Source organism: Pseudomonas sp. JL2, assembly GCF_031570495.1.
Classification (GTDB): Bacteria; Pseudomonadota; Gammaproteobacteria; order Pseudomonadales; family Pseudomonadaceae; genus Aquipseudomonas; species Aquipseudomonas rhizophila.
Window position 1 is genome coordinate 82,431 of the sequence record NZ_JAKUDH010000012.1, and the last position, 20,522, is coordinate 102,952.

General features: G+C 60.0%; 18 protein-coding genes. 8 read left to right on the plus strand and 10 right to left on the minus strand.

All coding sequences use genetic code 11. The features are described from left to right. Nucleotides 1-19 precede the first annotated feature (19 nt). Nucleotides 20-1,828, minus strand: coding sequence for a sodium-extruding oxaloacetate decarboxylase subunit alpha (oadA, locus tag MKS85_RS16665; RefSeq protein WP_047226700.1), 1,809 nt, complete (start codon nucleotides 1,826-1,828; stop codon nucleotides 20-22). Nucleotides 1,829-1,839: 11 nt separating this feature from the next. Then, nucleotides 1,840-3,255, minus strand: coding sequence for an acetyl-CoA carboxylase biotin carboxylase subunit (locus MKS85_RS16670; protein ID WP_047226699.1), 1,416 nt, complete (start codon nucleotides 3,253-3,255; stop codon nucleotides 1,840-1,842). Nucleotides 3,256-3,443: 188 nt separating this feature from the next. Between MKS85_RS16670 and MKS85_RS16675 the strand changes: the two genes are divergently transcribed. Further along, nucleotides 3,444-4,406: a LysR family transcriptional regulator gene (locus MKS85_RS16675; RefSeq protein ID WP_047226698.1), complete on the plus strand. Its 963-nt coding sequence runs from the start codon at nucleotides 3,444-3,446 to the stop codon at nucleotides 4,404-4,406. On the opposite strand, the gene MKS85_RS16680 is transcribed toward MKS85_RS16675, so the two are convergent. From MKS85_RS16680 to MKS85_RS16690, 3 genes are all read right to left on the minus strand, one after another. After that, nucleotides 4,348-4,557, minus strand: a complete 210-nt coding sequence (locus tag MKS85_RS16680; RefSeq protein WP_047226697.1) for a PA3496 family putative envelope integrity protein — start codon at nucleotides 4,555-4,557, stop codon at nucleotides 4,348-4,350. The genes MKS85_RS16675 and MKS85_RS16680 overlap by 59 nt on opposite strands. A 132-nt stretch (nucleotides 4,558-4,689) precedes the next feature. Further along, entirely contained in the window at nucleotides 4,690-5,556 is an 867-nt protein-coding gene (hexR, locus tag MKS85_RS16685) for a transcriptional regulator HexR (protein WP_003187110.1), read from the minus strand. A 140-nt stretch (nucleotides 5,557-5,696) separates the two neighbouring features. After that, a complete protein-coding gene (locus tag MKS85_RS16690) occupies nucleotides 5,697-8,570 on the minus strand; it encodes a bifunctional diguanylate cyclase/phosphodiesterase (RefSeq protein ID WP_076383197.1) in 2,874 nt (957 codons plus the stop codon). Between the two features lie 260 nt (nucleotides 8,571-8,830). Between MKS85_RS16690 and uvrD the strand changes: the two genes are divergently transcribed. The 3 genes from uvrD (at nucleotide 8,831) to MKS85_RS16705 (ending at nucleotide 12,744) form a co-directional block, all read left to right on the plus strand. After that, entirely contained in the window at nucleotides 8,831-11,014 is a 2,184-nt protein-coding gene (gene uvrD / locus MKS85_RS16695; RefSeq protein ID WP_047226695.1) for a DNA helicase II, read from the plus strand. A gap of 308 nt (nucleotides 11,015-11,322) precedes the next feature. Further along, a complete protein-coding gene (locus MKS85_RS16700; RefSeq protein ID WP_139048672.1) occupies nucleotides 11,323-12,198 on the plus strand; it encodes a Tim44 domain-containing protein in 876 nt (291 codons plus the stop codon). Between the two features lie 138 nt (nucleotides 12,199-12,336). Next, on the plus strand, nucleotides 12,337-12,744 hold the full coding sequence (locus MKS85_RS16705) for an SMI1/KNR4 family protein (protein ID WP_003187120.1): 408 nt from the start codon (nucleotides 12,337-12,339) through the stop codon (nucleotides 12,742-12,744). A gap of 22 nt (nucleotides 12,745-12,766) precedes the next feature. On the opposite strand, the gene MKS85_RS16710 is transcribed toward MKS85_RS16705, so the two are convergent. Further along, on the minus strand, nucleotides 12,767-14,530 hold the full coding sequence (locus MKS85_RS16710) for a cation:proton antiporter (protein ID WP_139048673.1): 1,764 nt from the start codon (nucleotides 14,528-14,530) through the stop codon (nucleotides 12,767-12,769). Between the two features lie 255 nt (nucleotides 14,531-14,785). Here MKS85_RS16710 and MKS85_RS16715 point away from each other — a divergent pair, with 255 nt between their 5' ends. Next, nucleotides 14,786-15,271, plus strand: a complete 486-nt coding sequence (locus MKS85_RS16715) for an acyl-CoA thioesterase (RefSeq protein WP_047226692.1) — start codon at nucleotides 14,786-14,788, stop codon at nucleotides 15,269-15,271. Between the two features lie 39 nt (nucleotides 15,272-15,310). Here MKS85_RS16715 and pdxY read toward each other — a convergent pair whose 3' ends face one another. Beyond that, nucleotides 15,311-16,183 (minus strand): pyridoxal kinase PdxY, encoded by an 873-nt coding sequence (pdxY, locus tag MKS85_RS16720; protein WP_139048674.1) that lies wholly within the window; start codon nucleotides 16,181-16,183, stop codon nucleotides 15,311-15,313. Nucleotides 16,184-16,302: 119 nt separating this feature from the next. Here pdxY and MKS85_RS16725 point away from each other — a divergent pair, with 119 nt between their 5' ends. Further along, the gene (locus MKS85_RS16725; RefSeq protein WP_047226690.1) at nucleotides 16,303-16,725 is read left to right on the plus strand and encodes a DUF3301 domain-containing protein; all 423 of its coding nucleotides are present in this window, start codon (nucleotides 16,303-16,305) and stop codon (nucleotides 16,723-16,725) included. 12 nt (nucleotides 16,726-16,737) lie between these two features. Here MKS85_RS16725 and MKS85_RS16730 read toward each other — a convergent pair whose 3' ends face one another. After that, a complete protein-coding gene (locus MKS85_RS16730; RefSeq protein WP_188251887.1) occupies nucleotides 16,738-17,703 on the minus strand; it encodes a GTP-binding protein in 966 nt (321 codons plus the stop codon). Between the two features lie 27 nt (nucleotides 17,704-17,730). Here MKS85_RS16730 and MKS85_RS16735 point away from each other — a divergent pair, with 27 nt between their 5' ends. Further along, nucleotides 17,731-18,084: an NADH:ubiquinone oxidoreductase gene (locus tag MKS85_RS16735; RefSeq protein WP_188251888.1), complete on the plus strand. Its 354-nt coding sequence runs from the start codon at nucleotides 17,731-17,733 to the stop codon at nucleotides 18,082-18,084. On the opposite strand, the gene MKS85_RS16740 is transcribed toward MKS85_RS16735, so the two are convergent. Next, a complete protein-coding gene (locus MKS85_RS16740; protein ID WP_188251889.1) occupies nucleotides 18,081-18,731 on the minus strand; it encodes a DUF1826 domain-containing protein in 651 nt (216 codons plus the stop codon). The two genes, MKS85_RS16735 and MKS85_RS16740, sit on opposite strands and share 4 nt — an antisense overlap. Beyond that, nucleotides 18,731-19,939 carry a zinc metallochaperone GTPase ZigA gene (gene zigA, locus MKS85_RS16745; protein ID WP_188251890.1) on the minus strand — a complete coding sequence of 403 codons (1,209 nt, stop codon included), beginning with the start codon at nucleotides 19,937-19,939 and terminating at the stop codon, nucleotides 18,731-18,733. Before zigA ends, MKS85_RS16740 begins: the two co-directional genes overlap by 1 nt. A gap of 163 nt (nucleotides 19,940-20,102) precedes the next feature. On the opposite strand from zigA, the gene MKS85_RS16750 reads away from it, so the two are divergent. After that, nucleotides 20,103-20,495, plus strand: coding sequence for a glutamine synthetase (locus tag MKS85_RS16750; protein ID WP_076383192.1), 393 nt, complete (start codon nucleotides 20,103-20,105; stop codon nucleotides 20,493-20,495). The last annotated feature ends 27 nt before the right edge of the window (nucleotides 20,496-20,522 follow it).

Genomic DNA, 20,522 nt, shown 5'->3' on the forward strand with positions numbered 1-20,522 from the left:
TTGTATCGAGGCTGTTAGCTCAGCCTTCGATCTCGATCAGGATCTCGCCCGGATTGACCCGGTCGCCCTTGGCGACATGAATGGCGGTGACCTTGCCGGCGATAGCCGCCTGCACTTCGGTTTCCATCTTCATGGCTTCGGTAATAAGCACCGCTTGGCCGGCCTTCACCACATCGCCCTCCTTGACCAGCACATCGACGATGTTGCCCGGCATGGTGGTGCTGACATGGCCCGGCGCAGTGGCTTGTTTGCGCTTGCTGCTGCCGCCGCCGACAAACTCATTGAGCGGTTCGAACACGACCTCTTCGGGCATGCCATCGATGGACAGGTAGAAGTGACGCTTGCCTTCAGCCTTGACGCCCACGCCGGTGATGTCGACGCGGTAGGTTTCGCCGTGAACATCGATGACGAACTCGGTCGGCACGCCTTCACCACCCGCCGAGCTCACACTGCCCGCCTCAGGGATTGGCAACAGCACTTCCGGGGTCAGGGTGCCGGCTTCGCGTTCTTCGAGGAACTTGCGCCCGATGTCCGGGAACATGGCGTAAGTCAGTACGTCTTCTTCGGATTTGGCCAGTGCGCCGATTTCGCCACGCAGCTTGGTCATTTCCGGCTTGAGCAGGTCGGCCGGACGCACATCGATCACGTCTTCGCTGCCGATGGCCTGACGGCGCAGCTTCTCATTCACCGAACCCGGAGCCTTGCCGTAGCCGCCCTGCAAATAGAGCTTCACTTCGTTGGTGATGGTCTTGTAGCGCTCACCGGCCAGTACGTTGAAGAACGCCTGAGTGCCGACGATCTGCGAGGTCGGGGTCACCAGCGGCGGGAAGCCAAGGTCTTCGCGCACCCGTGGAATCTCTGCCAGCACCTCGTTCATGCGATTCAACGCGCCCTGCTCTTTGAGCTGGTTGGCCAGGTTGGAAATCATCCCGCCCGGCACCTGATTGACCTGGACGCGGGTGTCCACCGCCGTGAACTCGCTTTCGAACTGGTGGTATTTTTTGCGCACCGCATAGAAATACAGGCCGATTTCCTGCAGCAATTCCAGGTTCAGGCCAGTGTCGAACTCGCTGCCCTTAAGGGCCGCAACCATCGACTCGGTGCCCGGATGGCTGGTGCCCCAGGCGAAGCTGGAGATCGCGGTGTCGATGTGATCGGCGCCGTTTTCGATCGCCTTGAGCTGGCACATCGCGGCCAGGCCAGCGGTGTCATGGGAATGGATGAACACCGGCAACGACTGCTCGGTCTTCAATGCCTTCACCAGCTCGCCAGTGGCGTACGGGGTCAGCAAACCGGCCATGTCCTTGATCGCCACCGAGTCGCAACCCATGGCTTCCATTTGCTTGGCCTGGGCTACGAAAGCCTCAATGGTGTGCACCGGGCTGGTGGTGTAGGCGATGGTGCCTTGGGCGTGCTTGCCTGCGGCTTTCACCGCCTCGATGGCGACCCGCAGGTTACGCACGTCGTTCATCGCATCGAAAATACGGAACACATCGATGCCGTTGACCGCAGCCTTGGCCACGAACGCCTTGACCACGTCATCGCTGTAATGGCGATAGCCCAGCAGGTTCTGACCACGCAGCAGCATTTGCAGGCGAGTGTTGGGCAGCGCCGCGCGCAGTTGGCGCAAGCGCTCCCACGGGTCTTCCTTCAGGAAGCGCACGCAGGCGTCGAATGTTGCGCCGCCCCAGACTTCCAGCGACCAATAGCCGACTTTGTCGAGCTTGTCGCAGATCGGCAGCATGTCTTCGGTGCGCATGCGAGTGGCGAGCAGCGATTGGTGAGCGTCGCGCAGGATCGTATCGGTTACGTGAATCTTCTTGGACATTGTTATTTTCCTTACAGGCCTGCGTGGGCGGCAATGGCGGCGGCGATGGCCAGGGCCAGCTCTTCGGGTTTGCGCTTGATCGAGTAGTTGGTCAGCTCAGGATGGCTTTCAACGAAGCTGGTATTGAACTGGCCACTACGGAATTCCGGGTTGCGCAGGATTTCCTGGTAATACGCCGCGGTGGTCTTGACCCCTTGCAGACGCATGTCGTCCAGGGCCCGCAGGCCACGGTCCATTGCTTCTTCCCAGGTCAGCGCCCAGACCACCAGCTTCAGGCACATCGAATCGTAGAAGGGCGGAATGGTGTAGCCGGTATAGATCGCTGTGTCGGTGCGCACGCCCGGGCCGCCGGGGGCGTAGTAGCGGGTGATCTTGCCGAAACTGGGCAGGAAGTTGTTTTTAGGGTCTTCGGCGTTGATCCGAAACTGCAGCGCGAAGCCACGGTGATGAATGTCTTCCTGCTTGACCGACAACGGAAGGCCGGAGGCGATGCGGATCTGTTCACGAACAATGTCGATGCCGGTGATTTCTTCGGTGATGGTGTGTTCCACCTGCACCCGGGTGTTCATCTCCATGAAGTACACCTCGCCCTCGGCGAGCAGGAACTCCACGGTGCCGGCGTTCTCGTAGCCCACAGCCTTGGCGGCGCGCACCGACAGGTCACCAATGTAGGCGCGCTGCTCAGGCGTCAGTTGCGGGCTGGGGGCAATCTCGATCAGCTTCTGGTTGCGACGCTGGATCGAGCAATCACGCTCGAACAGATGCACCACGTTGCCAAAACTGTCACCCAGGATCTGCGCTTCGATGTGCTTGGGATTGACGATGCATTTTTCCAGGAACACTTCCGCCGAACCAAAGGCCTTGGTGGCTTCGGAAATGACCCGCGGGAAAGCCTGTTCGAGCTCTTCGCGGCTGTTGCAACGACGGATACCCCGACCGCCACCACCGGACGTAGCCTTGAGCATCACCGGGTAACCAATGCGGTCGCCTTCGGTCAGGGCCTCTTCGATGCCCGATACGTTGCCTTCGGTGCCCGGCGTGACCGGTACGCCGGCCTTGATCATGCTGCGACGCGCTTCGGTCTTGTCGCCCATGCGGCGAATGACTTCAGCCGACGGACCGATGAATTTGATCCCGCGCTCGGCGCAGATGTCCGCCAGCTCGGCGTTTTCCGAGAGAAAGCCATAACCGGGATGCAACGCATCGCAACCGGTTTCCACAGCCAGGTTCACCAGTTTGCGCGGGTTGAGATAGCCGGCCAGCGGATCGGCGCCGATGCTGTGGGCCTCGTCCGCACGCTTGACATGCAACGCATGACGGTCAGCGTCGGAATAGACCGCGACCGAGCGAATGCCCATCTCGGCGCAAGCGCGCACGATGCGGACGGCAATCTCACCACGGTTGGCGATCAGGATCTTTGTTATCAATTGGAGGTTCCCTTGAGCCGGTGGTACCACGACCTGGAGCTTCAGGTCGACGCGTGACCAGATGTAACAATCGGTCGCAGCACCACACTAGTCCTGGCTGTTGATTAACAAAAATGAATATTTATTGGGTCGTGCATAAGCAAAGACTTATAGTTGACTCATCCGCCCCGCCCGAGAGCCTATAGAAAATGCGTAAGTCATTGATGCGTATGACATTGCGTCAACTGCAGATTTTCAATGAGGTGTGCGACCTGAGGTCCTACAGCCGCGCAGCCGACGAAATGTCTCTCACACAACCGGCCGTTAGCCTACAGATTCGATCACTTGAGGAGCTGATTGGCCAGCCGCTGTTTGAGTACGTTGGCAAAAAACTCTACATGACCGAAGCCGCCGAAGCCCTTCAACGCGCCAGCCGGGACATCTTCGGGCGCCTGGAAAACCTCGACATGCAGTTGTCGGACATGCAGGGCTCGCTGCAAGGCCAATTGAAGCTGGCGGTGGAATCCAGCGCCAAGTACTTCGTGCCGCACCTGTTCGCCGCCTTCAAGCGCCAGCACCCGGAGGTCAACCTGAACCTCACGGTGGTCAACCGCGGCCAAGTGATCCGAAGGCTCTCGGACAACCGCGACGATCTGGTGATCATGTCCATGGTGCCTCAGGACATGGGCCTGGAATTCCTGCCATTTCTCAATAACCCGATCGTCGCTGTGGCGCCGCCCGACCATCCGCTGTGCCACATGGGCCCGTTGCGCTTGCAAGACCTTGAGCCGTATACGCTGCTGCTGCGCGAGCCAGGGTCAGGCACGCGGCTGGCCTGCGAGGAGTATTTCAAGGAGAAACGGGTGCACTTCACCCAGACGCTGGAAGTGGCGTCGGCGGAGGCCCAACGCGAATGCGTTCTCGCAGGGCTGGGCGTGGCGCTGTTGACGCGCCACGCCGTAAGCCGGGAGATGGTGTCCGGCGCTCTCATCGAGTTGCCGGTGGAGGAGCTGCCGCTGTACCGCAGTTGGTGCCTGGTACAAGCCAGGGCGAAACGCTTGTCACCGGTGGCTCACGCCTTCCTGGCGTTCGTTCGCGGCGAGCGTGCTCAGATCATTGGCCTGGTTGAGCGTTTCGACGGGAAGCCGCCGATGTTGCCTGCCAATAGTTGAATTCTGCTGCGTCCGGAAACTCGCTGATTTCGGCCAGCAGCTGGCGCTGCTCACAGCGGTCTTCGATGGCACGACGGAACGCCATGCGGCGCTGGTCTTCCTGCTGACGACGGGTTTTGACGGCGCTGCGTTCTTCGTAGGACTGGGTCATGTCGAGACTCCCAAGACGTATACGGGAGCTTTACGATGAAGGCGCGCGATGACGGTTTGGCGGCGCGAGCGTTACAGAACGATGAATTCGCAGATCCCCTCGCCACAGATGCCCCAACTTCAAGACCAGCGGTCAATCGTCCAGCGCTTTCACCGACTTGGGTGACAACCGCAAGCTGCGCAGGCTGCGTTTCACGCTCTTGAGGTGATTGACCAAACTTGGGCCGCGCGCCATGGCGACGCCCATCGCCAGCACATCGATCACCACCAGATGGGCGATGCGCGAGGTCAACGGCGTGTAGATCTCCGTGTCTTCATGCACGTCGATGGCCAAGTTCACCGTGGACAGCTCGGCCAATGGGGTCTGGCTCGGGCACAAGGTGATCAACGAGGCGCCGCTTTCGCGCACCAGGTTGGCGGTGATCAGCAGATCCTTGGAACGGCCCGACTGGGAAATGCAGATCGCCACGTCGGTGGGCTTCAGCGTGACCGCCGACATCGCCTGCATGTGCGGGTCGGAATAAGCCGCGGCCGTCAGCAGCAACCGGAAGAACTTGTGCTGGGCATCGGCCGCCACCGCGCCCGAAGCACCGAAACCATAAAACTCGACACGCTGGGCCTGGGACATGGCCGTGACGGCTTTTTGCAACGCCACCGGATCAAGCTTCTCGCGAACCTCCATCAGCGTATGCAGGGTCGTGTCGAAGATTTTCAGGCTGTAGTCGGCGACCGAATCGTCTTCATGGATCGCAAACTGGCCGAAGCTCGCACCCGCGGCGAGGCTTTGCGCCAGCTTGAGTTTCAGGTCCTGGAAACCCGAACAACCGATGGCTCGGCAGAAACGCACAATGGTCGGTTCGCTGATGCCGACGCTGTGGGCAAGATCGGCCATGGAGCTGTGCATCACGGCCGCAGGATCAAGCAATACGTGATCGGCGACTTTCAGCTCCGACTTGCGCAGCAGATGGCGTGACTGGGCGATGTGTTGCAACAGGTTCAAGGGATTGGACTCTTGTTATTGGCAGAAGCCGGGATGTAGCAAGCTTGTAGTTATACTACAAGAATCGGCTTTTTGCCCGCCCAATCCGTAACTCAATCTCCCGGTTTCATGCCGCATGCACGCCATGTAGCAACGGCGGGCTAGCAATCATCCCGATTAGCCCATAACAGCGCGGCCAACCCTTGTGCTTCAACCGGTCGGCTGATGAGATAGCCCTGAACCTCATCACATTGTTCAGCTTTCAGAAACTCGAGCTGCTCTGGCCGCTCGACGCCTTCGGCCACCACTTTGAGCGACAACCCATGGGCCATTGCAATGATTGCCCGGGTAATGGCCGCGTCTTCGCTACCCTCCGTCAGCCCACGAATGAACGCCTGATCGATTTTCACGTAATCCACAGGGATGCGTTTGAGATAACTCAGAGACGAATAGCCGGTACCAAAGTCATCGATCGCCAGCTTGACCCCGAGGTCGCGCAATTGCTGGAACGTCGCGATGATGTGCTCAACGCTGTCGAGCAACTGGCTTTCAGTCAGTTCCAGTTCCAGGTATTGCGGCGCCAGACCGGTTTCCTCCAGCACTTGCCGAACCAGGCTGACCAGCTTGCCTTGGCGCAACTGATGCACCGACAGGTTGACCGACACCCTGATCGGCGCCAGCCCCTCACGCTGCCATTGGCACGCCTGCCAACAGGCCTGGCGCAACACGAACTCGCCGATCGGCCCGATCAGCCCGGTCTCTTCGGCCAGGCTGATGAAGTCTCCCGGCGGAACTCGGCCCATGACCGGATGATCCCAACGCACCAACGCCTCGGCGGCGTTAAGGCGGCCGGTCGCCAGGCACAATTTGGGTTGATAGAAAACCTTCAACTGCTGCTCTTCAAGGGCCTTGCGCAGTTGATTCTCCAGTTGCAGGCGCTCCAGCGTGCTGGCCTGGAGGCTGTCGGTATAGAACTGGAAATTGTTGCCGCCCAGATGCTTGGCATGTTGCATGGCCATGTTCGCCTGACTGACCAGCGTGGAAATCTCCCTCGCATTGTCGGGCAACATGCTGATGCCGATCGAGGCGCTGACCACCAGTTCGTGGCCCTCGATGGTGAGCGGCAGGCGCAGCTTGGCGGACAGGCGGGTCGCCACCCGCGCCAGGCTGGAAAGGTTGCCGTAGGCGTCGAACAGCACCCCGAACTCATCGCCAGACAAGCGGGCGATGGTGTCCGCTTCGGGCAACGCATTGATCAGGCGGCGGGCCATCTTCTGCAACAGTTGGTCAGCAACATCATGGCCGAGGCTATCGTTGAGGAGCTTGAAACGGTCCAGGTCGATATGCAGCAGTGCCAGGCTGCGTCGTCCGCCCTGACGCACCCGCTGGTGGGCTTCGTGCAGGCGCTCACGGAATAACGAGCGGTTCGCCAGCCCGGTGAGTTCGTCGTAATGGGTCAGGTAGCGCATTCGCTCTTCGGACTCGCGCCGGGCCGAAAGATCGGCGAAGAAGCCCACGATATGGCTCACATTTCCCCGAGCATCGCGCACCACGTTCAGTTGCAGCCACTGGGGATACAACTCGCCATTGGCCCGGGCCTCCACCAGTTCACCTTGCCAGGTGCCGTGCTGCTTGAGCGCCTGGCGGATAATCGGGTAGTGCCGGCGGGCATCACGACTGCAGGGCAAATCGACGACATTGCGTCCCAGCATGTCATCGATATTAAAACCGGTGACCCGCGTGAACGCCTGATTGGCGGCCAGCAGTGCGTAATGCGGGTCAAAAATCACAATGCCTTCGCTGGCGGCCTCGAAAACCGTGGCCGCCAATTGGCGCTGTTGCTCAAGTTCTTTACGGGTGCTGATGTCTCGCCGGGTGCCGACCATGCGCAACACTCGGCCACTCGGGCTGCGCTCCACAGCCCGACCGCGGTCTTCGATCCAGACCCAATGGCCATCGCCGTGACGTACGCGGTATTCGATCTGGTAGTCCTCGCTGCGGCCTTTGAGGTGCTCAACGAGGGCGCGTTTGAGGGCCGGCACGTCTTGAGGGTGCAGACGCGGGGTCAGGTGACTGAGCATCGCTGTGATGTACTCAGGCTCCAGGCCGAACAGTTCCTTGAGCTGAGTGTGATGGACTTCGTCGGTTTGCAGGTTCCAATCCCAGAGCCCCAACTCACTGGCCTTGAGCGCCAGGTCAAGACGGGCTTCGCTCTTGCTCAGGGCCTGGCTGGTCGCCTCCAACTCGAGGCTGCGCTGTACCACGCGCGCCTCCAGCCCTACCTGGGCCGACCGCAGTTTTTCCTCGGCGCTGCGGCGTTGTTCGACTTCCCGGCCGAGTGCCTCGTTGAGCTGTGCGCTACGCGCTTGCGCCTGCTGCAAATGCTCGATCAGCGCCTGATTCTGGAACCTTCGCAGCATGCCACTTTGTATCAACCGGTTGACCTGCCAGGCCACCACGCTGAGCGAGACGAGTACGACCAGTCCGAGCCAGCCCCATCCGCGCTGCTGCTCATCGCCGCCCCAGAACAGATAACCGATGGCCGGCAACAGGCACGGTAAGGTAAAGGACAAAAACGCCGGAAGGCTCACGGCATAGGCAACGCTGGCTGACAAGGTGGCCGCGCCAATCAGGCCGAACACCCAGGCCTGTTGCTGGAAGCTGTCGGCCGGTACCAGTGCAATACCCGCTCCGGCCAATGTCAGCCCGGTCATCGCCGAGCCGAGCAAAAACATTCGCAACCATATCGGGTGCGCCTGGCGGCTGGGTATCGCCGAATCGAAGGCCGCCACCTGAATGACCCGTAGCGCAACCAGCGAGAGCAACCAGACCAGCCAGACGCTGACCTGAAAATGACGCGAAGGCCCCCACAACAACGCGGCGCAAACCAGGCCGTTGACCAACATGAACAGCGTGGGCAGCAGCGAACCCTGATACAACAGCCTTGTGCGTTCGACCGCCATTTCCGTGGCGTACTGCTTGCAGATGATCCGTGGCTCCACACAGGGGCCCGCCAGATCGGAATTTAGGGTCATAGGCACTGTTCTTGTTCTTATTCAGCGGAGCATGGAGAACCCGAAACATGCAGCGAGCATACACAAGGCAACGGCCATCCCACACTGCCCAAGCTCATAAAAATGCTGAAAAAGTCGCTATTTCATTGGGTCGCGAGCCCTTCAAGCGAGCCCGGCCAATGCCTGTGGCCCATGACCAACCGGTCATCACCGACCGGTCTTTTATCGGCTGGGGCAAAGCTCGGTTTGCCCGGGCTGCCGCCGCACCCTAGAATGCCCCGATGCGCGATGATCTCTCCCTTCTGCTGAACTCCCTCAACGATGCCCAACGCCAGGCCGTAGCGGCCTCCGTGGGTCGTCAGTTAGTCCTGGCCGGTGCCGGCTCCGGTAAAACCCGGGTGCTGGTGCACCGTATCGCCTGGTTGATCCAGGTCGAGAACGCCTCGCCCCATTCGATCCTGTCGGTGACGTTCACCAACAAGGCCGCTGCCGAGATGCGCCATCGCATCGAGCAACTGATGGGCATCAACCCGGCCGGCATGTGGGTCGGCACCTTCCACGGCCTGGCGCACCGCTTGTTGCGGGCGCATTGGCAGGAAGCCGGCCTGAGCCAGACTTTCCAGATTCTCGACAGCGACGACCAGCAGCGGCTGGTCAAGCGGGTGATCCGTGAGCTGGGCCTGGACGAACAGCGCTGGCCGGCCCGTCAGGCCCAGTGGTTCATCAACGGCCAGAAAGACGAAGGCCTGCGCCCGCAACACATCCAGGCCAGCGGCGATCTGTTCCTGGCGACCATGCGCAGCATCTATGAAGCCTACGAGGCGGCGTGTCAGCGGGCTGGCGTGATCGACTTCTCCGAGCTGCTGCTGCGCGCACTGGACCTGTGGCGCGATCACCCAGGCCTGCTGGCGCACTATCAGAAGCGCTTCCGGCATGTGCTGGTGGACGAGTTCCAGGACACCAACGCCGTGCAATACGCCTGGTTGCGCCTGCTGGCCAAGGGCGGCGACAGCCTGATGGTGGTGGGCGATGACGACCAGTCGATCTACGGCTGGCGCGGCGCCAAAATCGAGAATATTCATCAGTATTCGGCGGACTTTCCTGACGCCCAAGTGATCCGCCTGGAACAGAACTACCGCTCCACCGCCGGCATTCTCAAGGCCGCCAACGCCCTGATCGCCAACAATACCGGGCGCCTGGGTAAAGAGCTGTGGACCGACGGCGGCGAAGGCGAAGCGATCAACCTCTATGCCGCCTTCAACGAACACGATGAAGCCCGCTACGTGGTGGAAACCATCGAAAGCGCGCTGAAAACCGGTCTGGCCCGCAGCGACATCGCCATCCTGTATCGCTCCAACGCCCAATCCCGGGTATTGGAAGAAGCCCTGTTGCGCGAACGTATCCCGTACCGCATCTATGGCGGCCAGCGCTTCTTCGAGCGCGCCGAAATCAAGAACGCCATGGCCTACCTGCGCCTGCTCGAAGGACGCGGCAACGACGCGGCCCTGGAGCGGGTGATTAACGTCCCGACCCGGGGCATTGGCGAGAAAACCGTCGAAGCGATTCGCGACCACGCGCGCCACAGCCATGTGTCGATGTGGGAAGCCATGCGCCAGCTGGTCACCAACAAGGGCATGACCGGCCGCGCCGCCGGTGCGCTGAAGGCGTTCATGGACCTGATCGACGACCTGGCCACCAAGTGCACGGACATGCCGCTGCATTTGATGACTCAGACCGTTATCGAGCAGTCCGGCCTGATCGCCTACCACGAGGCGGAAAAGGGCGAGAAAGGCCAGGCCCGGGTGGAAAACCTCGAGGAACTGGTCAGCGCCGCACGCAACTTCGAGAACACCGAGGAAGACGAAGAGCTTTCGCCACTGTCGGCCTTTCTGGGCCACGCCTCTCTGGAGGCCGGCGACACCCAGGCCGACGAGCATGAAGACAGCATCCAGTTGATGACCCTGCACAGTGCCAAGGGTCTGGAATTCCCCTACGTGTTCCTGGTGGGAATGGAAGAAGGCTTGTTCCCGCACAAGATGAGCCTGGAAGAGCCGGGACGCTTGGAAGAGGAACGACGCCTGGCCTACGTTGGCATCACCCGCGCCATGCAGAACCTGGTGTTGACGTACGCCGAGACCCGACGCCTGTACGGCAGCGAAACCTACAACAAGGTGTCGCGCTTCGTCCGTGAAGTGCCCAAAGGCCTGATTCAGGAGGTGCGGCTGTCCAACAGCGTCAGCCGTCCGTTCGGCGGCGGCCAGCAGCAAAGCACCAGCAGTCTGTTTGGCGGCAGCGACATCCCGGAAACCGGCTTCAGTCTCGGCCAGACCGTGCGACATTCGGTGTTCGGCGATGGCGTGATCCTCAACTTCGAAGGCGCCGGCGCCCAGGCCCGGGTTCAGGTGAACTTCAGCGAAGGCAGCAAGTGGCTGATGCTGGGGTATGCCAAGTTGGAAGCGATCTAGGCGTTCTGAAAGCTTTTTATGTGGGAGCGAGCTTGCTCGCGATAGCAGTGGATCAGGCAACATTGACAGTGACTGATCCACCGCGATCGCGAGCAGGCTCGCTCCCACAGGTCGGATTGCTCACGCCTGCTGCCTTTCCGATAGAACTTGTCCCCCTTTCCTACAGCCAAAAGCCAACAAGCCCTCTTGCGCGGCTGAAGCTGAACCTAACCTGTCACGCAAAAGCCCGAAACACTCTGCCGCTAGCCAGCAACAGTTCACCTGTGCAACATGGCGCGCGTGCTATCCACAAATGGGAATGCCCTTATATGAAACGTTTTCTTAGCATCGCCATGGCGTTGTGCATCGGCCTGACGATGGCCATCGACGCCAATGCCGCCAAGCGCTTTGGCGGTGGTAAAAGTTCGGGCGCTGCCCCGACCCACCAGACCAGCCAGATGGCGCCGTCCTCTGCGGCCGGCTCTACCGCGGCTACTGCGGGCGCGGCCGGTGCGGCTGGCGCCGCCACCAAAGCCAGCGGTGCTTCGCGCTGGCTCGGCCCCCTGGCCGGCATCGCCGCCGGTGGCCTGCTCGCCTCCATGTTCATGGGCGACGGCTTCCAGGGCATGCAGATCTTCGACATCCTGATCATGGCGGTCATCGCCTTCCTGGTCTTCCGCTTCATTGCCGCCCGTCGTCGCAAGCAGCAGGAGCAACTGGCTCCGGCCGGTCATGCGCCGATGCAACGTGAGGTGTTCAACCAGCAACCGGCCAGTGGTTCGATCTTCGGCGGTTCGGCAGCACCCGTGGCTGCTCGTCCGGTGATCAACGCGCCAGCCTGGTTCAACGAAGAGCGCTTCATCGAAGCGGCGCGCAACCATTTCATGTCCCTGCAGCAACACTGGGATGCGAACGAAATGGACAAGATCTCTGAGTTCGTGACCCCGCAACTGCTGGAATTCCTCAAGCGCGAGCGGGCCGAACTGGGCGATGGCTTCCAGTCGACCTACATCGACAATCTGCAAGTACAGCTGGATGGTGTCGATGATCGCGCCGACAAGACCATCGCCACCCTGACCTTCAGCGGTGTGTCGAAGGACTCGCGCTTCGACAAAGGCGAAGCGTTCAGCGAAAGCTGGAACATGGAACGTCCCCAGGGCGATGACCAGCCTTGGCTGGTGGCCGGTATTCGCCAGAACAGTTGAACCTCTGCGCGTTTTGCATGTTGAAATAAAAGAACCCCGGCTCAGGCCGGGGTTTTCTATTTCGCGGTTGCATCTATAGCGAGCTACTGTATAAACCGCTCCATATAAACCGCGCCATCGAGAAAGAGGATCCCGGACGTGGAAGAAATCATCGAACAATTGCGTGAAGCCAACGAACCCGTGCCGGTTCCACTGGAGTTACCTGACGAAGACTTGCTGGTGGAGATCGAAGAGCAGCTGTTCATCGATATTCCGTTCGTATTCAGAGAGTTTTTGCTGACGGTCAGCGATGTTGTCTACGGCAGCCTGGAACCCGTGACCGTCACCGATCCGCAGTCCCACACCTATCTGCCAGATGTGGCCGCCAATGCCTGGGATGCCGGTGTCGACCGTAGCCTGATCCCGATCTGCCAGGACGGCGACGACTACTACTGCGTCGAAGAAGACGGGACCGTGGTGTTGTGGCAGGCCGAAGAAGAGCTGATTGCCGAAGAAACCTGGGAATCGGTCTGGCACTGGGCCCGGGACGTCTGGCTGGAAAGCTGATCCGCCGCACGTCCGCCGCCGGTCAATGCCCGGACGATTCCTTGTGATTGTCCAGGGTCTCCAGCAAGGCCACCTGCATCCGCGTATGCAGGCGGACGAACCAGCGCCAGAGCAATGCCGCCACGACCGTGGCCACCACCGCGATCAGTACCAGCAACTTGTTGGTCGGCAGAATACTGGCCGACAAGGCTGCCAAGAGCAGGAAAATCATCAGCAGCGAGAGGATCGGGATCACTTCTGCGATCACTCGACGCACGCGCTGGGTGTGACGGCCGGCCATCTCCGGCTTCACGCCCATTTCCGCCAGCAGCATCGACAACGCCTTGAGCTTGCGATACGCGGCAATCAAAAACGGCAGCGACAACAACAACGCCCCGCCCCAGATCAGTGCTTTGTGCCAACTCGGGTCGCTGATCCAGGCTTGCAGGTAGGCCGACATCTGTTCGGCAAAGTAGCCACCGGCGATAAAAATCGCGATGACCAGCGCCAGATTGATGCCCACCTGCAGCAAAATCCGCCGGATCATGGCGGCCACCAGCGCCCCCTCCCCTTGGGGTTGAATGCTGCGAAGCCACTCGCCATACATTCCCAGTACCCTCGACAGCCGTTGTGGCATAACGGCAGCCAGCCTGACCGATAAAGGGTCGGCGGCCCGGATCAGGTACGGGGTCAGCAGAGTGGTCAGTACCGAAACCGCGACCGCTACCGGATAAAGGAAATCGCTGGTGACCTGCAAGGTCATCCCCAGCGATGCGATGATGAAGGAAAATTCGCCGATCTGCGAAAGGCCCATCCCGACTCGCAGCGAGGTCCTCCCGTCGTTGCCGGCAATAAAAGCACCGAGGCCGCAAGAGAGCATCTTGCCCAGCACCACCGCGGCGGTAATCACGGCAATCGGCCAAGCGTATTGGAGCAATATGACCGGATCGAGCATCAGGCCGATGGCGACGAAGAAGATTGCGCTGAACAAGTCGCGTACCGGCTCCACCAACCGTTCGATTTTCAGCAACTGCCGCGACTCGGCCATGATCGCGCCGATCAGAAACGCTCCCAGCACCATGCTGTATTCCAGCTTTACCACCAGCAGGCAAAAGCCGAAACACAGGCCCAGCACGGTGATCAGCAACATCTCGTCGCTGTCGAACTTCGCCACGTAAGCCAGCAGCCTGGGCACCAGCAATATGCCGATCACCAGGGCGACAATCATGAATAACGACAATTTGCCGACCGTGGAGAACACTTCGCCGGAGCTGACCGTCCCGCTGACAGCGATGCTCGACAGCAAGGCGATAATGCCGATGCCCAGGATGTCTTCGACGATCAGGACCCCGAAGATCAGTTGCGCAAAGCGCTCGTTCTTCATCTTCAGATCATTGAGAGCCTTGACGATGATGGTGGTCGAGGAGATGGCCAGGATCGCCCCGAGGAACAACGAGTCCATGGTGTTCCAGTCGAACCAGCGCCCGATTTCGTAGCCGATCCAGATCATCAACACAATTTCGAGAAACGCCGCGATGAACGCCGTGGCGCCCACCTTGAACAACTTGCGCAGGCTGAACTCCAGGCCCAGATAAAACATGAGGAAGATGACCCCCAACTCGGCCAGGGTCTTGATCGTCTCTTCGTCATGGATAAAACCGAAAGGCGGCGTATGCGGGCCGATGATGAAGCCTGCAACGATGTAACCCAGCACCACGGGTTGTTTGAAACGATGAAAGAGTACCGTGACCAGCCCCGCTGCCATCATGATGATCGCCAGGTCTTGAATAAAACTGATGGCATGCATGGTGGGGCTCCCTGTTCAAATGACTCATCACAGAGCTGGACGAGTCCGTTTCCTTTGTAGGAAATACCCTCGCAAGGGGCTTTTGAAGGGTACCACCGCGACTTCCGACAAAAAGACAGTGCAATATATGGAAACAGATCCACCGGAGCGTGACGGCTGCCACAGGCGCAGCGTCCCGATACTGGTAGTTTGAAAACCTTCCAGCACCCGCAGAGGTGCACTCCCGAAATTGCTGCCTTGAACCGTGAGTACGTTATGGAACCCGGAAACGCCCAGCTGTCGATGACGGTGCTGATGACCCCCGATATGGCCAACTTCTCTGGCAATGTGCATGGCGGCACCCTGCTCAAGTACCTCGACGAAGTCGCCTACGCCTGCGCCAGCCGCTACGCCGGGCGCTATGTAGTGACGCTGTCGGTTGACCAGGTGATTTTCCGCGAGCCGATTCATGTCGGCGAGCTGGTGACGTTTCTGGCGTCGGTGAACTACACCGGTAACACGTCAATGGAAGTGGGCATCAAAGTCGTGACGGAAAACATTCGTGAACGCTCGGTGCGCCACACCAACAGCTGCTTCTTCACCATGGTTGCGGTGGACGACCAGCGCAAACCCGCCGCCGTCCCGCCATTGCAACCGCAGAACAGCGAAGAAAAACGCCGTTACGAACAAGCCCAGCAGCGTCGGCAAATTCGCCAGGAGCTGGAGAGGCGCTATCAGGAAATCAAAGCCGACGGCCCTTAACAGATCCGCCCGGCTCGCGCCCACAGGGATTCGCGTTGATCAGAGGCTGATCGGTACAGCTTCGAACCTTACCCTCGGATGGGTGATCCGGTCCTGGGCGCGTACCAGTTCCAACTCGTAACTGGCACACGCCTGGGTTTCCAGCAGTACTTCATGTACGGCTGCGGCAGTGAATTCGAGCGCCGCCACCAGGCTGTCTCCCAGCACCACTCGCGCCAGGAACAGCCCCGAGGTCAGGTCTCCCACCCCCACCGGCTGACGAGGGAATGCGAGTAATGGACGACGCAGGTGCCAGCTACTGTCGGCGGTTACCAACAACATTTCGAAGCTGTCCTCCGGCTTGCCCGGATAGGCCAGGTGTTTGACGAGTATCGCTTTGGGTCCGCGGGTCAGGAGCGCGCGAGCCATGGCCAGGCAGTCCAGCAGCGACTGCGCCTTGCGTCCCGAAAAACTGTCCAGCTCCAGCTGGTTCGGGCACATGATGTCCGCCACACCAGCCGCTTCCTCCAGGAGAAAATCGCTCACCTCGGGCGCCACGATGCAACCCTTCTCCGGATGCCCCATGACCGGATCACACAAATAAATTGCCTTGGGATTGCACGCCTTGATTCGCGCCACGCCCGCCAGAATCGCCTGCCCTTGGGCGGCGCTGCCCAGGTAACCGGACAACACCGCGTCACAATTGCCCAGCTCGCCGATTGCGGCGATCCCCTCTACCAATGCCGGTATCTGCTCAGAGGCAAGCACGTCGCCGGTCCACTGTCCGTACTGAGTGTGATTGGAAAATTGTACGGTGTTGAGCGGCCACACGTTCACCCCCACCCGTTGCATCGGAAAGACTGAAGCGCTGTTACCGGCGTGACCGAAGACCACGTGGGACTGGATGGCAAGCAGATGAGGGGTACGTTTCATGCGGGATGTTTCCGTAAAACGAATGAAATTCAAGCCGCGCAGTATGCGACTAAACGCAACCTGTACGACAGACCGGGGACACAGTTAAGCTGACAGCAACTTGTAGGAGCACTTCGTTCATGCTGACCCTTGGAAATATTTTCGTGCTGATGCTGTTGGCTACCGCCGGCGCCTGGCTGTGGCACAACCATGGTTTGCGCGAACGAGCGTTGGCGAGGGTCATGCAACATTGCGCCAACCTCAAGATCGAGCTGCTGGACGGCAACGTGGCGCTGAAAAAGATTGGGTTCGTCAAAGACGCCAGCGGACGCCGGCGCCTGGCCCGTATCTATAACTTCGAATTCACCGTCACGGGTGAATCGCGCCATTCGGGCACCATTACCCAGTTCGGGGCCCACAGCGCGCAAATCGAGCTGGCGCCTTACCCAATGCCGTTCGAAGAGTCAGCGCCGACACCGATCGAACCGGTCCAGACCAGGCCCAGGGCCGAAGTCATCGAGTTGAGTCAGTGGCGCCAGGAACACAACAAGTGGAAGCCTTGAAGCAAGGCTGACTCACGGGCACCGACAGTTAGCCAGGCCGGCTTGCAGCGCTGCCACGTCTTGAGGCTCATCAAAAATCAATTCGATTCGTGAGTCCTGGCGCCACTCGCTGGCCTGCCACCGCAGCGTCGCGCCCTCCAGCGCATTGGCTGAAACCCAGCCATCGGCGCTGTGGATAACCATCTTCGCCCGCTTCCAGCCCCAGCCTTGCAGCCAGCGCGTCAACGTCGCCGTGTCCAGTCGCTGACTCGGATGCCAGCGCCAGCCAATACTCCAGCCGCCTTCCTGTTGCTGATACAGGCAGATGGGCGATGTCGGGTCGGTCCAGACGGCCGGCATCTGTCCCACCTCCCTGGGCAGACTCACGTTAGCCACAATCCCGCTTCCGCGAGCCGCAAGACCTGGCAGTCGATCGATCGGCAAGGCTGCCTGTCGGGTCCAGTACAGGGCAATCTCCGGCAGTTGCGCGGTGATGCCCAGGCGTTCGGTTTCGCTCAAGTGCTCGGATTTGTTCAGCACCACCAACCCTGCATCGGCCAGAGTTTGCCGTTGGGCGTCGGGCAACGGCGTGCCATCCGCCATCGCTCGGGCATCGAGCACCAACACGCAAGGCTGAACCGCCAGCACGCCGAGCCATGGCGTTTCGTTCAGTTGCCGCATCAACTGCGCCGGATGGCCCAGGCCGGACGGCTCGATAAACAGTCGATCCGGGCGCGCCTTGCGCAGTAAACGAGCGAGGCCGATCTGAAATGGCGCGCCGTTGACGCAACACAAACAGCCCCCGGCCACTTCGCCCAGTGCGATACCATCGGCAGTCTGGGTCAGCAACGCCGCGTCCAGACCGATTTGACCAAACTCGTTGATCAGGAGCGCCCAGCGCTCATTCGCCGGGCGCTGCGCCAGCAATTGCTTGATCAGGCTGGTCTTGCCAGCCCCCAAAGGGCCTGCGATGACGTGGGTGGGAATATTCTGCAACATAATCGGCGGCTTTCGAGGGAGGTGAACATGCGGTTGATCGGCTGTTTGTTATTGGCGCTGACGTCGAACCAGGCGCTGGCCCAGGCTTGTGTCGTGCATAGCCAGGCAGAACGGCTCGATGTAAAAGTCTGCCAGCAGAACCGCAATATTCCGCAGAAACTGTTCGCCGACGGCTTCTGCCAGCCAAACCTTGCCGGACAAAAAGTCGAGGTACAGTACGTCGATCAATGCCCTGGCGGCGCGTTTGGCATCTGCAGCAATGCCCAGGTCGCCAATATGCCCTACCGCCAGGATATTCACTATTACGGCGTAGCCAGCGATGCGGCCTATTTGCAGCCGTTCTGTGAAGGACAAAGTCAGGGCAACTGGCTCAAACCTTAAGCGAGCCAGTCCAGAGTCAGGATCAATCGCCGCTCACCCGGCGTCAGCTGCGGCGAACGATGGATCAGGCCCATGCCCTCATTTCCATGCCACTTCTCGCCTTTGAGCAGCGCCACATCGCCACAGGCAAACTGCTGAACCGCATGCGGGTCACCCGGCTCAGCGTCAGGTTGCCCCAGACATCGACGATCCATCACACCTTCCTTTAGCCACTGGCTGCCCACGCCAGCGTACGTGGTGATCAGCCGTACCGGCACATGGTCGACGTGAAAACGCGGGCACATGGCCTTGTCCAGCGTTCGCAGGCGCAGGCCGACACGTTTGGCGCCCAGCAGGCAGGCAAACGCACTGACCAGCCAGGAGACATCGGTGATGAAGCCTTCATAGCCATGCAGATCGCCAAAGCCTGCGGCGAGACCGTCCAGTGCCGGTTGCGCGTCCTCGTGCGGCAGGTCGAGCACCCGCGATTCGGCCAGAGGCTGATCCATGGAAAGCACCATTGCCGCAAAATCACTGATGTGCGCCGGCAGTTGACGTTGCCAGACCGCCAGGTTGGTATCGTCGTCCAGAATTTGCGTCAGGATCCGCGGGGTATCGCCCTGAACCTGGCGTACCGGCACTTCCCGCTTCGGATTGGGCGCCAGCATCACGCTGCCGCCTCGTCATGCCAAGGGCCGAACGGATCTGGCAGCAAACGCCAACTGTCGACACCCAGGGCCATTTCCGCGTCACTGAGCAGACAAGCATCCAGCTCGGCGGTCAGTTGCGTGAAGTCGATATTCTGGCCGATGAATACCAGCTCCTGCCGGCAATCACCGGTGGTGGGAAGCCAGTTTTTCAGGATGGCTGCGCTGCTTTCCTCATCTTGCGGCCATTGGCTTTTCGGCACGAACCGCCACCAGCGCCCGGCGAATCCATGTCGCATCAAGCCGCCGGCCTGGGACCAACTGCCCGCTTCCTCATGTTTGCTGGCCAGCCAGAAGAAGCCCTTGGAGCGCAGGAGCTTGCCATTGGTCCACGGACGGTCGATAAAACTGAAAAAACGCTGGGGATGAAACGGCCTGCGCGCCCGGTAAGCTGCCGAAGCGATGCCGTATTCTTCTGTTTCGGGCACGTGCTCACCGCGCAGCTCCTGCAGCCAGCCCGGTGCTTGAGCCGCGCGCTCGAAGTCGAAAAGGCCTGTGTCGAGGATCTTTTCCAGCGGTACTTGGCCCATAACCATGGGAATGATCTGCGCCTGGGCGTTGAGCCGTTCCAGAATCGCGATCAACTCCTCCCGTTCGTGACGGCCAATCAGGTCGATTTTGCTGATCAGAATCACATCGGCGAACTCGATCTGCTCAATCAACAGATCAGTAATGGAACGCTCATCCTCCTCCCCCAGGGTTTCGCCGCGTGAAGCGAGGCTTTCGGCCGCCTGGAAATCCAGCAGGAAATTGACCCCATCGACCACCGTTACCATCGTGTCCAGCCGTGCCACATCCGCCAGGCTGCGGCCTTGTTCATCACGAAAAGTAAAGGTTTCCGCCACCGGCAAGGGTTCGGAAATCCCCGTGGACTCGATCAGCAGATAGTCGAAACGGCCTTCCCTGGCGAGCTGGCCGACTTCTTCCAGCAGGTCTTCACGCAACGTGCAGCAAATGCAGCCGTTACTCATCTCCACCAGTTTCTCTTCAGACCGGCTTAGGGTGACATCTCGCTGGACTTCGCTGCCATCGATGTTGATCTCGCTCATATCGTTGACGATCACCGCGACGCGCAGGTTGTCGCGATTGCGCAGGACGTAATTGAGCAGTGTGCTTTTACCGGCGCCGAGAAATCCGGACAGCACGGTTACAGGGAGACGATTGGGCACCAGGTATATCCTCATCGGGCGGGCCGCGCTGATGCGGTTGAATGCATGTCGCGGCTCTTTTCTTCAGGCTTGGGTTCGGTTCAAGGTCTAAGCCTTTTTAATGTTATAGTATAACAACAACATTTAACCAGCCTCTCGGCTCCACCGGTCTGAAGTAAAAAACATGCGCAGTTTTCTGAAATTCGTATTCGCAAGCCCGATGCTGCTATTGGCGCTAGATGCTTCAGCCCAGAGCCCTATGTTGGCAAACTGCACTCGCAGCGCGAATTTACTGGCCTGTGTCGATGGGCAAGGTAATGCCTACAGCGTCATGACGGCCGGAAACACCCTGTATCTCCGTGGATTTGAAGTAAATGGCCGCCGCTATTGGGCACAAACCACTAGCCGCTATGGCCAGCTGACGTTCTTTACCGGAATAGCTTCTGACGGAGAGACCTGGGTGGGATACAGCCGGCGCGTAGGTTGGACGACACTCAACCGTTTCTCGAGCTCGGGTGGAAGCACTGGGAAATTTTTATGCGGACGCATAAGCGGTTGCCAGGACGCACCACGCTGATGTTTCACGTGGAACGGTACGAAAAGC

Coding starts and splice junctions, on each gene's coding strand:
- MKS85_RS16690 (WP_076383197.1), bottom strand. CDS start 8,570: ATGACCCTAAATTCCGATCTGGCGGGCCCCTGTGTGGAGCCACGGATC.
- MKS85_RS16750 (WP_076383192.1), top strand. CDS start 20,103: ATGCGCAGTTTTCTGAAATTCGTATTCGCAAGCCCGATGCTGCTATTG.
- MKS85_RS16740 (WP_188251889.1), bottom strand. CDS start 18,731: ATGCTGGCGCCCAATCCGAAGCGGGAAGTGCCGGTACGCCAGGTTCAG.
- pdxY (WP_139048674.1), bottom strand. CDS start 16,183: ATGAAACGTACCCCTCATCTGCTTGCCATCCAGTCCCACGTGGTCTTC.
- oadA (WP_047226700.1), bottom strand. CDS start 1,828: ATGTCCAAGAAGATTCACGTAACCGATACGATCCTGCGCGACGCTCAC.
- MKS85_RS16680 (WP_047226697.1), bottom strand. CDS start 4,557: ATGACCCAGTCCTACGAAGAACGCAGCGCCGTCAAAACCCGTCGTCAG.
- MKS85_RS16725 (WP_047226690.1), top strand. CDS start 16,303: ATGCTGACCCTTGGAAATATTTTCGTGCTGATGCTGTTGGCTACCGCC.
- MKS85_RS16730 (WP_188251887.1), bottom strand. CDS start 17,703: ATGTTGCAGAATATTCCCACCCACGTCATCGCAGGCCCTTTGGGGGCT.
- MKS85_RS16700 (WP_139048672.1), top strand. CDS start 11,323: ATGAAACGTTTTCTTAGCATCGCCATGGCGTTGTGCATCGGCCTGACG.
- uvrD (WP_047226695.1), top strand. CDS start 8,831: ATGCGCGATGATCTCTCCCTTCTGCTGAACTCCCTCAACGATGCCCAA.
- MKS85_RS16735 (WP_188251888.1), top strand. CDS start 17,731: ATGCGGTTGATCGGCTGTTTGTTATTGGCGCTGACGTCGAACCAGGCG.
- MKS85_RS16675 (WP_047226698.1), top strand. CDS start 3,444: ATGCGTAAGTCATTGATGCGTATGACATTGCGTCAACTGCAGATTTTC.
- MKS85_RS16715 (WP_047226692.1), top strand. CDS start 14,786: ATGGAACCCGGAAACGCCCAGCTGTCGATGACGGTGCTGATGACCCCC.
- MKS85_RS16710 (WP_139048673.1), bottom strand. CDS start 14,530: ATGCATGCCATCAGTTTTATTCAAGACCTGGCGATCATCATGATGGCA.